Origin of the sequence: Pantoea phosphatilytica, from assembly GCF_051025615.1 — a bacterium.
In the GTDB taxonomy this organism is placed as follows: Bacteria; Pseudomonadota; Gammaproteobacteria; order Enterobacterales; family Enterobacteriaceae; genus Pantoea.
In genome coordinates this window covers 916,477-928,904 of sequence record NZ_JBPFDF010000001.1, presented here as the reverse complement: position 1 = coordinate 928,904, position 12,428 = coordinate 916,477, and the positions used below count along the sequence as shown (strand labels likewise).

General features: G+C 56.9%; 8 protein-coding genes and 1 other RNA gene. 5 read left to right on the top strand and 4 right to left on the bottom strand.

The window, feature by feature from the left end:
* Positions 1 to 40: 40 nt before the first annotated feature.
* Complete coding sequence (gene sufB / locus ACR6AS_RS04675) at positions 41 to 1,534, bottom strand: Fe-S cluster assembly protein SufB (RefSeq protein ID WP_111139078.1); 1,494 nt, start codon at positions 1,532 to 1,534, stop codon at positions 41 to 43.
* Between the two features lie 7 nt (positions 1,535 to 1,541).
* Positions 1,542 to 1,916, bottom strand: coding sequence for a Fe-S cluster assembly scaffold SufA (sufA, locus tag ACR6AS_RS04670; RefSeq protein ID WP_434161293.1), 375 nt, complete (start codon positions 1,914 to 1,916; stop codon positions 1,542 to 1,544).
* A 352-nt stretch (positions 1,917 to 2,268) separates the two neighbouring features.
* Here sufA and ACR6AS_RS04665 point away from each other — a divergent pair, with 352 nt between their 5' ends.
* Positions 2,269 to 2,709 (top strand): hypothetical protein, encoded by a 441-nt coding sequence (locus tag ACR6AS_RS04665; RefSeq protein ID WP_293769842.1) that lies wholly within the window; start codon positions 2,269 to 2,271, stop codon positions 2,707 to 2,709.
* A gap of 33 nt (positions 2,710 to 2,742) precedes the next feature.
* On the opposite strand, the gene ydiJ is transcribed toward ACR6AS_RS04665, so the two are convergent.
* On the bottom strand, positions 2,743 to 5,796 hold the full coding sequence (gene ydiJ, locus ACR6AS_RS04660) for a D-2-hydroxyglutarate dehydrogenase YdiJ (protein WP_367395444.1): 3,054 nt from the start codon (positions 5,794 to 5,796) through the stop codon (positions 2,743 to 2,745).
* Positions 5,797 to 6,000: 204 nt separating this feature from the next.
* Here ydiJ and ydiK point away from each other — a divergent pair, with 204 nt between their 5' ends.
* Both ydiK and rprA read left to right on the top strand, forming a co-directional pair.
* Complete coding sequence (ydiK, locus tag ACR6AS_RS04655) at positions 6,001 to 7,119, top strand: AI-2E family transporter YdiK (protein ID WP_418802558.1); 1,119 nt, start codon at positions 6,001 to 6,003, stop codon at positions 7,117 to 7,119.
* Positions 7,120 to 7,410: 291 nt separating this feature from the next.
* Positions 7,411 to 7,519, top strand: an RNA gene (rprA, locus tag ACR6AS_RS04650) — antisense sRNA RprA.
* A 68-nt stretch (positions 7,520 to 7,587) separates the two neighbouring features.
* Here rprA and ppsA read toward each other — a convergent pair.
* Complete coding sequence (ppsA, locus tag ACR6AS_RS04645; RefSeq protein ID WP_293769838.1) at positions 7,588 to 9,969, bottom strand: phosphoenolpyruvate synthase; 2,382 nt, start codon at positions 9,967 to 9,969, stop codon at positions 7,588 to 7,590.
* Between the two features lie 424 nt (positions 9,970 to 10,393).
* Here ppsA and ppsR point away from each other — a divergent pair, with 424 nt between their 5' ends.
* Both ppsR and ACR6AS_RS04635 read left to right on the top strand, forming a co-directional pair.
* Positions 10,394 to 11,221, top strand: a complete 828-nt coding sequence (gene ppsR / locus ACR6AS_RS04640) for a posphoenolpyruvate synthetase regulatory kinase/phosphorylase PpsR (RefSeq protein ID WP_111139082.1) — start codon at positions 10,394 to 10,396, stop codon at positions 11,219 to 11,221.
* A gap of 153 nt (positions 11,222 to 11,374) precedes the next feature.
* Complete coding sequence (locus ACR6AS_RS04635; protein ID WP_111139083.1) at positions 11,375 to 12,421, top strand: 3-deoxy-7-phosphoheptulonate synthase; 1,047 nt, start codon at positions 11,375 to 11,377, stop codon at positions 12,419 to 12,421.
* Positions 12,422 to 12,428: the final 7 nt, after the last annotated feature.

Here is a 12,428-nt window from a genome sequence, read left to right as displayed (position 1 = left end):
TTATTCCTTCACATTGCTTCCGGCAAGGCGTGTGACGGCATCAGCCCACACTGTGCTCAAGGCTGATAGCTAACAATTTCTGGGCTTCCACGGCAAATTCCAGTGGCAGTTCCGAGAAGACGTCTTTACAGAAGCCGTTCACGATCATCGAGATCGCATCTTCTTCACTGATACCGCGTTGCAGACAGTAGAACATCTGATCTTCGCCGATACGGGATGTCGTGGCTTCGTGCTCAAGCTGGGCGGTATTATTGCGGGTCTCCACATACGGGAAGGTATGGGCGCCGCAATCGGGACCGATCAGCATCGAGTCACACTGCGTAAAGTTACGGGCGTTGGTGGCGCTCGGCATGATTTTTACCAGACCACGATAGGTGTTCTGGCTTTTACCCGCCGAGATCCCTTTGGAGATGATGGTCGAACGGGTATTTTTCCCGATGTGGATCATCTTGGTGCCGGTATCAGCCTGCTGACGACCGCTGGTCAGCGCCACGGAGTAGAATTCGCCAACCGAATGATCGCCGCGCAGAATACAGCTCGGGTATTTCCAGGTGATGGCGGAGCCGGTTTCAGACTGCGTCCAGGACATCTTGCTGTGGTCACCTTCACACAGCGCGCGCTTGGTCACGAAGTTAAGGATACCGCCCTCGCCTTCGCCGCCCGGGAACCAGTTCTGAACGGTCGAATATTTCACTTCGGCATTTTTGTGGATGATCACTTCCACCACGGCGGCGTGCAGCTGATAGGAGTCACGCACCGGGGCTGAACAGCCTTCGATGTAGCTGACGTAGCTGTCTTCATCGGCGATCAGGATGGTACGCTCGAACTGACCGGTTTTCGCCGCGTTGATGCGGAAATAGGTCGACAGCTCCATCGGGCAACGCACCCCTTTCGGGATGTAGACGAAGGTGCCGTCAGAGGCCACCGCCGAGTTCAGCGCCGCGAAGAAGTTATCGTTGGCCGGGACGACCGTGCCGAGATACTGCTTCACCAGCTCAGGATGCTCCTGAATCGCCTCGCCAAATGAACAGAAGATGATCCCCTGCTCCGCCAGCTTGCCGCGATAGGTGGTGGCGACCGAAACGGAGTCGAAGATGGCGTCAACAGCCACTTCTCGCCCTTCACGAACCGGGACACCCAGCTGGTTAAAGGCGTTTTCCACTTCCTGCGTCAGATAGTCGCTGGCGGGCGCACTGCCGGAGGCCTGGGTGACACCCGGCTCGGAGGCGCAGGTGTCATCACAGTTGCCGCAGGAAGGCGCGGAGTAGTAACTGTAATCCTGGTAGTCGAGTTTTTCGTAGTGCGCTTTCAGCCAGTGTGGCTCTTCCATTTCCAGCCAGGCATGAAACGCCTTAAGACGAAACTCCAGCATCCACTCTGGCTCGTTACGCTTGGCCGAGATCGCCCGCACCACATCTTCATTGATGCCGTTGGCAAATTCTTCGGTCTGCAGTTGGGTGAAGAAGCCCTCTTTGTAGTTGAGCTTGCCTTCCCAGATTTGTACATCGTCAGATGCTTCGCTGTGTCGTGACATATTTCACTTACTCGACGCCAAAGCTCTCACCGCACCCGCAGGCGTGCTGAGCTTTAGGGTTATTGAATTTAAAAATCTGATTCAGGCCTTCGCGAACGTAGTCCAGCTCGGTGCCATCAACGAATGGCATCGCCTGAAGCGGCACAAACAGCGTTGCGCCGTGGTATGAGAACTGCAGATCGTCTTCGACGGGTTCTTTCACTAAATCCATCACGTAGCCAAAGCCGGCACAGCCGGATTGTTTTACGCTCAGCCGCAGACCCTTGACATCAGGGTCCTGAGCCGCCAGATTGAGAATTTGTTGCGCTGCGGTTTCAGTCAGCGTCAGCCCTTTCCAGACAAAGTCGTCGGGTGAGAAAGAGTCTGTATTAACGGATGCCATGTTGATACCTCTTGAGTCAGGACCTTTTCAGGCTATCCCCCTATGGTAGTGATCTGACCAATCACTTCAACCTCTTGTTTTGCAGGGATAATCATCTTGTGCTGTTTTATTCGCCTGAATATTAAGCATAGCTGCTTCCGCCCACCCTGTGGCAGGAGAATCAGCCGCAATAAGCCAGTGCTAACCTGTTAATAAATCACTCTTTTTAAAAAAAACACTTTTGCAAAAAATCCTTATTGATAGGTTACGCCTTTCTGCGATGTAAATAGATTGTTATTCCCGATTATACCGACAGGCAGGATAAATCGATAAATTTTTCTCGGTGCCAATTGCAATCGTGGCCCGGATGAATATGATAATTATTATCATTAACATTCAGGGCGACATCACTATGCTTTCTGTCTCCGCCTGGCTGCACCATCAGATCGAGGAATATCACTTCTCGCTGCGGGATATCTCCGTCGACTTTTATATGGCGCAGGCAAAGCTTGATCGGGCCGACTGCTCAATCCATCAGCTGCGTCAGTTTAACGATGCCTGTCAGGATATGGCAGAACTCTGCCAGTTGAACGGTGACGATCAGAGCTACCTGCACACGCTGGGTAAACTGCATCATCGTCTGGTTCAGGAGATAGGAAACCCGGGGCGCGATCGCCTGTTTCGCCTTCAGGCCTGGCAACTGGCGCGACTCTCCCTGACCCGCCTCTGCCATCAGCTGGCGCTCACCGGCGAGTGGCACAAAGCGACCGAGCTTCAGAGTGACTTTGTCCGTCACGCAGGCGGAACATTCTAATCCAGCCACTGCGTGACGTCGCGCACAATTTTTTTACATCAGCGCCAACAGGGCCTGAAGCGGATGGCGCATGCCGTTGCCTTCCACGCGGCTGACCTGACTGCGGCAGGAGTAACCGGTGGCCAGACAGCGCTGGCGGGGCAGGCGCTGAAGCTGCGGATGCCACGAAAGCGCATAGATGCCCAGCGAGTTTTCCAGGTTCTCTGTTTCGTGACCGTAGGTGCCGGCCATACCGCAGCAACCCACGTTGATATTTTCCAGCTTCGCGCCAAAGCGGGCGAAGATGGCCTGCCACTGATCGGGCGTCGACGGCAATGCAGTGACCTCGGTACAGTGGGCAAACAGATACCAGGGCTCGCCGCTGGTCGTCTGCACCTCGCGGTCGGCCAGCGCACGCTGCAGCCATTCATGCACCAGCAGCACCGTAAAATCGCCGCGCGCCTCACCCAGCGTCTGGCGATACTCATCGCGATAGCAGAGCACGGTGGCCGGATCGACGCCAACCATCGGCAGCCCCAGTTTAGCCACCCGGTTAAGAAAATCGGCGGTGCGGGTCGCGGTGCGGGCAAACCGTTGCAGGAAGCCCTTCACATGTTGCGCCTTGCCGTTGGGTGAAAACGGCAGCAGGACCGGACGGTAGCCGAGCTTTTCAATCAGCCGGACAAAATCGTTCACCAGCTGCGCCTCATAGAAGCTGGTGAAGGGATCCTGCACCACCAGCACATAACCGGCCCGTTCGCCCGCTGGCATCGCCTCCAGCTGCTCCAGCGTCATGTTCATGGCGGGATGGCCACTCAGCTGCTGCTTCAGGTTCGGCGCAGAGAGCAGCGGCAGATCGACCATGCCGATATGCGTCTTACTCAACTCTTTGAGCCACGGCTGGCGCAGGAAGAAGTTAAACACCCCCGGCGCTTTCGCCATCAGGGGCGCATAGCTCTCTACGGCGGCGACCAGGTGATCGCTGGCCGGTCGCAGGTAGCGGGTGTGATAGAGCTGTAAGAAGCGCGAGCGGAACGCAGGCACGTCAATCTTAATCGGGCACTGGGTTGAACAGGCTTTGCAGGCCAGGCAGCCCGACATCGCCTCTTTTACCTCGTGAGAGAAATCATATTCCCCTTTTCTGGCGTGCCAGCTGTTGCGGGTCCGGGCGATGAGTGCGCGCAGGGAGAGCCGACTTTCCGGCAACTGCTTCTCCAGCAGCAGCGGATCGACACCCTGCCCGGCCAGCAGCCGCAGCCACTCGCGCATCAGCGTTGCCCGGCCTTTCGGCGAGTGAATGCGATTGCGGGTAATCTTCATGGAGGGGCACATCGGACTACGGGCATCGAAGTTAAAGCACAAGCCGTTGCCGTTACACTCCATCGCGCCGCGCCACTCATCCCGCACCGTTAACGGGATCTGCCGATCATAGCTTCCGCGCGTCACCGCATCGACCTGCATCATTTCGTCATGGCTCTCAATCGGCGTGCAGATTTTGCCCGGATTGAGGCGATTAAGTGGATCGAAGGCGGCTTTAATGCGCCGCAGCTCGTTAAACAGCGTCTCGCCAAAGAAGGCCGGACTGTACTGGGCCCGGAACCCTTTGCCATGTTCGCCCCAGAGCAGACCGCCGTAACGCGCGGTCAGCGCCACCACCTCATCGGAGATCTGCTTCATCATCATCTCCTGCTGCGGGTCGCACATATCCAGCGCCGGACGCACATGCAGAACCCCGGCATCGACATGGCCGAACATACCATAGCTCAGGCCGTGGCTGTCGAGCAGTGCGCGAAACTCCACGATGTAGTCCGCCAGCTTCTCCGGCGGCACCGCCGTATCCTCTACAAACGGAATCGGCTTCGCCCGGCCTCGGGCGTTCCCCAGCAGACCCACCGCTTTTTTCCGCATGTTATAGATGCGTTCAATGCCCGTCAGATCGTTGCAGAGCTGATAGCCAATCACGCCGCCCTGCTGCTGCGCCATCAACGTATCCAGACGGGTACAGAGCCTGTCGATCTGCTGATCGATCAGCGCAGCGTTATCACCGGCGAACTCCACGATGTTCAGGCCCAGCATCTCTTTATCGGGCACGTCGGCGATCAGTTCGCGTACCGAATGCCAGACGATATCTTCACGCGCCAGGTTCAGCACTTTCGAGTCGACGGTTTCAACCGACAGCGCCTGTGCCTCCACCATGAAAGGGGCATTGCGCAGCGCAGAGTCAAACGAGTCATACTTGATGTTGACCAGTCGCCGCACCTTCGGCAACGGGGTGATATCAAGCCGCGCTTCCGTCACAAACGCCAGGGTTCCCTCTGCCCCACACAGCAGGCGGGTCAGGTCAAAGGTCTGCATATCATCGCTGAAGACGTGACGCAGGTCATAGCCGGTAAGGAACCGATTCAGCCTGGGAAACTTTTCCAGAATCAGCGCGCGCTGTTCGCGGCAGCGCGTCAGAACCTGCTGGTAAATCCGCCCTTCGGGCGTGGCCGTCTGCGCCAGGGTTTCAGCCAGGGCGGTCGCCATCGGCCGGGTATCGAGAATGTCCCCCCCCAGCAGCACGGCGCGCAGACCCAGTACATGATCCGAGGTTTTGCCGTAGACCAGCGATCCCTGACCCGACGCATCAGTGTTGATCATGCCGCCCAGTGTCGCCCGGTTACTGGTCGATAGCTCTGGTGAAAAGAAGAAGCCGAAAGGCTTCAGCCAGGCATTCAGCTGATCTTTGACTACACCGGCCTCGACCCGCACCCAGCCTTCATCGGTGTTGATCTCCAGGATGCGGTTCATGTAACGCGACATGTCCACCACAATGCCCTGATTCAGCGACTGGCCGTTGGTGCCGGTGCCACCGCCACGCGGCGTAAACACCAGGCTGGCAAAACGGGCTTCGCCAGCCACACGGGCCAGCAGCGCCACATCCGCCGTTGAGCGTGGGAACAGGGCTGCATCGGGCAGCAACTGGTAGATACTGTTATCGGTGGAGAGTGAGAGACGATCGGCATAGCTGGTCGCCATGTCGCCGGTGAAACCCTGCTCTTTCAGCGACTCAAGGAACGTCAGCACCAGTTGAACGAGGCCCGGTGCCTGCGAAATCTGTGGGATCATGATTGTCTGACCGAAGGTGTTGTAAACGTTTGCGTTTATGCGTTAGCGATTTCCCGTTTTATCATATTTTTTCTGCCTCTGCCGTTTTTTCAGAAAAGCCAAAAACCTTTTCCGCGATGCTGTTTAATCCCCGGTAAATAGATCATGATAAAAACAGGTATCCGAATGCCTGAAAATGAAGGATTAAGACGAGGTTATGAGTCAATGATGAAAAGCCAGTACCGGGATATGGATTTACCGCAAATACTCTTCACTCTGATGTTTATTCTGCTGCTGATTGTCGCCTGTTTATGGGTGGTACAGCCCTTTATTCTGGGCTTTGCGTGGGCCAGTATGGTGGTGATTGCCACCTGGCCGCTGATGTTAAAATTTCAGCGACTGCTATGGGGCCGCCGCTCCCTGGCGGTCATTGTGATGACGCTGCTGTTACTGCTGCTGTTTATTATTCCTATCGCCCTGCTGGTCAGCAGTCTGATCGACAACAGCGCGCCGGTGATTGCCTGGGTGACGCAGGGGCATACGATGCCGCAGCTGCTGTGGCTTAACGATGTGCCGATGGTCGGTGAGAAGCTCTACGCCAGTTATGACAAGCTGGTGGCGAGCGGTGGTGCGGGCGTGATGGCCAAGATTCAGCCCTATATCGGCCGCACGACCGGCTTCTTTGTCGCACAGGCTGGCCATTTCGGGCGGTTTATGATCCATCTGGGCGTGATGCTGCTGTTCAGTGTGCTGCTCTACTGGCGTGGCGAGCAGGCGGCTCAGGGTATCCGTCACTTTGCTTTCCGCATGGCGGGACGACGCGGTGATGCCGCCGTACTGCTGGCAGCACAGTCCATTCGCGCCGTGGCGCTGGGCGTGGTGGTAACGGCACTGGTGCAGGGCGTGCTGGGAGGGATCGGTCTGGCGCTCTCCGGCATCCCCTACGCTACGCTGCTGACGGTGCTGATGATCCTGTGCTGCCTGGTGCAGATCGGGCCGCTGCTGGTGCTGGTTCCGGCCATCATCTACCTCTACTGGAGCGGTGATACCACCTGGGGAACGGTGCTGCTGGTCTGGAGCTGCGTCGTCGGCACGCTGGATAATGTCCTGCGCCCGATGCTGATCCGGATGGGAGCCGACCTGCCGATGATCCTGATCCTCTCTGGGGTAATTGGTGGACTCTTTGCATTTGGCATGATTGGCCTGTTTATCGGACCGGTCGTCCTGGCGGTCTCCTACCGTCTGGTTTCGGTCTGGGTGCATGAGGCCCCGGCACCGGATAACGACCCGCAGGCGGTGGCGGAAGCCCTGGCCGATCATGAAGGAACCCCGCCCGCCGTGTGATCCGTTGCGCTTACCCGCCATAACATCCCTGCCCGATGTAATGATTAGTGCGGTTAATGATGATTAGCCGCACTGCATCCCGCCTGTCTGATAAAGGATGATTTTCATTAGCGATTTTTAAGAAAAAAGCCATTCCTGAGCTGAAATCGACCATTTCAGGCCAAAAAAGATTATTTTCTGCACTGTTTCTTAAGCCAAATGGCGCAGTAAAGGTGACAAAAGATTATTGGCTTTAAACTAATAAGAGGATTCTTAAAGACTCCAGCCAGCGGTATGAATAACATGCTTCCTATGTTCTGAATCAAACTATTGATTTCCAGACCACCCTATTCCCCCTGAGTAGAGTAAAGAATTGCTGTGTGTAGTCTTTGCCCATCCCCTGTGATGGGCTTTTTTTTGTCTGAAACTGACCCGCCATAAATAAAAAAAGGCCCGCATTGCGGGCCTTTTACGATCGTGCAGCCGGGGTCAGGAGGGGGTCATCTGCGCCAGGCTCACCCAGGTTTCTACCACGGTATCCGGGTTCAGCGACAGGCTATCGATTCCCTCTTTCATCAGCCATGCCGCAAAGTCCTGATGGTCCGACGGTCCCTGCCCGCAGATGCCGACATATTTGCCCTGCTGTTTCGCCGCCCGGATTGCCATAGACAGCAGCGCTTTCACCGCCTCGTTGCGCTCATCAAACAGCGCGGAGACGACGCCGGAGTCGCGATCCAGCCCCAGCGTCAGCTGAGTCATATCGTTAGAACCGATAGAGAAGCCATCAAAGTGCTGCAGGAATTGATCCGCCAGCAGCGCATTCGACGGAATTTCGCACATCATGATGATCTTCAGCCCGTTTTCGCCCCGTTTCAGGCCCTGACGCGCCAGCTCTTCCACCACGGCCTGCGCCTGTTCGACGGTACGCACAAACGGCACCATGATCTCAACGTTGGTCAGGCCCATCTCGTTACGAACACGTTTTACCGCCTCGCACTCCAGTGCGAAGCAGTCGCGGAAGCTGTCCGCGACATAACGTCCTGCGCCACGGAATCCCAGCATCGGGTTCTCCTCTTCCGGCTCGTAGCGTTCGCCGCCCACCAGGTTGGCATATTCATTCGTCTTGAAGTCGGAAAGTCGGACAATTACGCGTTTCGGTGCAAATGCTGCGCCAAGTGTGGCAATTCCCTCGGTCAGACGCGCGATGTAGAACTCCACTGGATTATCAAATCCTTTCATCATTTTGCGGATCTGCTGCTGCAGTTCCGGCGTCTGCTGATCAAACTCCAGCAGGGCTTTAGGATGGACGCCAATCATGCGGTTGATGATAAATTCCAGCCGCGCCAGCCCCACGCCTTCATTAGGCAGACAGGCAAAATCAAAAGCGCGATCGGGGTTGCCGACGTTCATCATGATCTTCAGCGGCAGCTCAGGCAGCGAATCGACCTGCGAACTGGTGACGTCGAAATCGAGCAGCTGATCGTAGACATAGCCGGTGTCCCCTTCGGCGCAGGAGACGGTCACCTGATGTCCCTCTTTCAGCCGATCGGTGGCGTCGCCGCAGCCGACGACTGCCGGAATGCCCAGCTCGCGCGCGATGATTGCCGCATGGCAGGTGCGTCCGCCACGGTTGGTGACGATCGCTGAGGCTTTTTTCATGATCGGCTCCCAGTCCGGGTCGGTCATGTCGGTAACCAGCACATCCCCTTTCTCAATCCGGTTCATTTCGCTGATATCGTGGATCACCTTCACCGTGCCAGCCCCAATACGGTGACCGATGGCTCGCCCTTCCGCCACGACGCTGCCCTGCCCCTGTAACGTGTAACGCTCCATCACCTGACCATTTGAGCGAACGGTTTCCGGCCGCGCCTGCACAATAAATAGCTTGCCCGTGTGGCCATCTTTGGCCCACTCGATGTCCATCGGCCGCTGGTAGTGCTGCTCAATCAGCACCGCCTGTTTCGCCAGCGCCTGGACTTCCTCATCACTCAGGCAGAAGCGGTCGCGTTCAGCCTCCGGCACATCCTCAATCCGCACCTGCTCGCCGTGCGCCTGCGAGTCGGCATAGACCATGCGGACCTTTTTCGAGCCCATATTGCGGCGCACAATCGACGGACGGCTGGCGGCCAGCGTCGGCTTATGCACGTAGAATTCATCCGGGTTCACCGCGCCCTGCACCACCATTTCGCCCAGTCCCAGCGCTGCGGTAATAAAGACCACCTGATCGAAGCCGGACTCGGTATCGATGGTGAACATCACGCCCGACGCAGCGAGATCCGATCGCACCATGCGCTGGATACCGGCCGAGAGCGCCACGCCGCGATGATCATAGCCCTGATGCACGCGGTAAGAGATAGCGCGGTCGTTGAACAGCGAGGCAAAGACATGCTTGACCGCGACCATCACGGCGTCGATGCCCTGCACATTCAGAAAGGTCTCCTGCTGTCCGGCAAAGGAGGCGTCGGGCATATCTTCGGCGGTAGCCGAGGAGCGGACAGCAAAAGAGGCGTCCGCGTCATCTGCCGAAAGCTGCTGATACGCGTCCAGAATGGCGGACTCCAGCGCCGGCAGGAAAGGCGTCTCAACAACCCACTGCCGGATCTGCCGGCCCGCTTTTGCCAGCGCATCCACATCATCAATATCGGTCTCATCCAGCAGCGCATAGATGCGCTGGTTCAGCCCACTCTGATCGAGGAACAGGTTAAACGCGTACGATGTCGTTGCAAAACCATTGGGAACGGAGACACCCAGCGACGACAGATTAGTAATCATTTCACCCAGAGAGGCATTTTTACCTCCCACCCGGTCAACATCATGCATGCCAAGCTGGTTATACCAGAGCACAAGTGGCTGTTCGCCTGTAGTGGACATTGATCTTATCCTTTATCAGTTATCGATGAAGTGAGACAGGGAGTAATCGGTTTTCAGCCTGGCATATCGCCTCACCGATAACGATCTGTTGAATCGTTAAAGCAGAATTTCAGCCGCAGTTTCGGAATTGTAAGCGCTTTATTTTGCTGTTGCGCAAAGCCGCCATTTTTTCCTAAGCAACTGATAAATCTGTAATACGTGTTTTTCAGGCTTCCTTATCCCCCTGTTTTGTTGCGCAACAAAGGCGCGGGCCTTTCCGGCTGATAAAGGACAAAGCACGCGGCGGACGAGTGACTATTCCTTTGCAACAGAGAAAACCTCCGTCCGTAAATTCCGATAAACCTTCCAGAAATTTACATCCGGGATGATTTATTTTCCGGCATAGCTCATGCTGACGGTTCACTCATGTCCAGGGCAGATAGTTATGACAACTGACAGAAGCGTTTTTTATATTTCTGATGGCACCGCCATTACGGCAGAAGTATTGGGTCATGCGGTGCTGTCGCAGTTTCCGGTCAACATCACCAGCCTGACGCTGCCGTTCGTTGAGAATGTTCAGCGGGCGCTGGCGGTGAAAGCCCAGATAAACGCGCTCTATCAGCAGAGCGGCGTCCGGCCGCTGGTGTTTTTCTCGATCGTGACGCCGGAAGTGCGTGACATCATCGTTCAGAGTGAAGGCTTCTGTCAGGACATTGTGCAGGCGCTGGTCGCCCCGCTGCAGCAGGAGCTGGGCTTGTCGCCCGCGCCGGTGGCGCACCGTACCCACGGGCTGGATGCCAGTAATCTGGGGAAATATGATGCCCGTATTGCAGCGATCGACTACGCCCTGGCCCACGACGACGGCATCTCGCTGCGCGGTCTGGAGGATGCCCAGGTGATCCTGGTGGGCGTCTCACGCTGCGGCAAAACGCCCACCAGCCTCTATCTGGCGATGCAGTTCGGCATCCGCGCCGCCAACTACCCTTTTATTGCTGATGATATGGATAACCTGAAGCTGCCGCCCGCCCTGCGCGCCCATCAGAACAAACTCTTCGGGCTGACCATCGATCCGGAACGGCTGGCGGCAATACGTCAGGAGCGGGCAGAAAATACCCGCTACGCCTCGATGCGCCAGTGCCGGCTGGAGGTGGGCGAAGTCGAAGCGCTGTTCCGCACCCACCAGATCCGCTATCTCAACAGCACCAACTACTCGGTGGAGGAGATCGCCACCAAAATTCTCGACATCATGGGTCTGACCCGCCGCATGTATTAGCGCTCTTATGGCGCAGAGGCTGTAACGTGGCGTGGCCGTCTGTTTTGATTTGAATATTCATTATCGGGTTGAATTCGCAGGCTAATGGTTTATTGTGACCCTCATCACTTCCCGGTATTTCACCGCTGCGAAGAACCGTTTTTTGAGATACTCATGAATAAAACCGATGAACTGCGTACTGCACGCATTGATAACCTGATTACGCCTGCCAGCCTGGCAGAGGCACACCCTGTTTCCGCCGCCATTGCTGATAATGTCACGGCGGCCCGCACCCGTATTGCGCGGATCCTGACCGGTGAAGATCCCCGCCTGCTGGTGGTCATCGGCCCCTGCTCGCTGCACGATCCCAAAGCGGCGCTGGAATATGCGGAGCGCCTGAACGTCCTGCGTGACCGCTATGCGGATCGGCTGGAGATAGTGATGCGTGCTTACTTTGAGAAGCCACGCACCGTGGTGGGCTGGAAAGGGCTGATTTCCGATCCGGACCTGGATGGCAGCTTTGATGTGAACCGTGGCATCGGCATCGCCCGCCAGCTGCTGATCGATATCAACACGCTGGGCCTGCCCACCGCCACCGAGTTCCTGGATATGGTGATCGGCCAGTTTATTGCGGATCTGATTAGCTGGGGAGCCATTGGCGCACGTACCACGGAAAGCCAGATCCACCGCGAAATGGCGTCGGCCCTCTCCTGCCCGGTCGGCTTTAAAAATGGTACCGATGGCAACGTCCAGATCGCCGTGGATGCCATCCGCGCCGCGCGCGCCAGTCATATGTTCCTCTCGCCCGATAAGCGGGGCCAGATGACCATCTATCAGACCAGCGGTAATCCCCACGGTCATGTGATCCTGCGCGGCGGCAAACAGCCCAACTATCATGCCAGCGATGTGGCGGCGGCGGCAGAGAGCCTGGCGGCCTTTAACCTGCCACCACAGCTGGTGATCGACTTCAGTCACGGCAACTGCCTGAAGCAGCATCGTCGTCAGATGGATGTCGCGGCCGATGTCGCAGAGCAGATCACATCAGGCTCGCGCGCCGTGGCGGGCGTAATGATTGAAAGCTTCCTGCAGGAGGGCAATCAGAAAGTGGTCAGCGGTCAGCCGCTGGTCTATGGCCAGTCGATTACCGACCCCTGCCTCGGCTGGCAGGAGAGCGAAAGCGTGCTCGAACTGCTCGCCGGGGCCGTTTCTCATCGTCTCTGAAGCAGCA

What these genes read in the sequence shown, in the direction of transcription:
- ydiK (WP_418802558.1), top strand. Translation starts at nt 6,001, where the DNA reads ATGATGAAAAGCCAGTACCGGGATATGGATTTACCGCAAATACTCTTC.
- sufB (WP_111139078.1), bottom strand. Translation starts at nt 1,534, where the DNA reads ATGTCACGACACAGCGAAGCATCTGACGATGTACAAATCTGGGAAGGC.
- ppsR (WP_111139082.1), top strand. Translation starts at nt 10,394, where the DNA reads ATGACAACTGACAGAAGCGTTTTTTATATTTCTGATGGCACCGCCATT.
- ydiJ (WP_367395444.1), bottom strand. Translation starts at nt 5,796, where the DNA reads ATGATCCCACAGATTTCGCAGGCACCGGGCCTCGTTCAACTGGTGCTG.
- ACR6AS_RS04665 (WP_293769842.1), top strand. Translation starts at nt 2,269, where the DNA reads ATGATAATTATTATCATTAACATTCAGGGCGACATCACTATGCTTTCT.
- sufA (WP_434161293.1), bottom strand. Translation starts at nt 1,916, where the DNA reads ATGGCATCCGTTAATACAGACTCTTTCTCACCCGACGACTTTGTCTGG.
- ppsA (WP_293769838.1), bottom strand. Translation starts at nt 9,969, where the DNA reads ATGTCCACTACAGGCGAACAGCCACTTGTGCTCTGGTATAACCAGCTT.
- ACR6AS_RS04635 (WP_111139083.1), top strand. Translation starts at nt 11,375, where the DNA reads ATGAATAAAACCGATGAACTGCGTACTGCACGCATTGATAACCTGATT.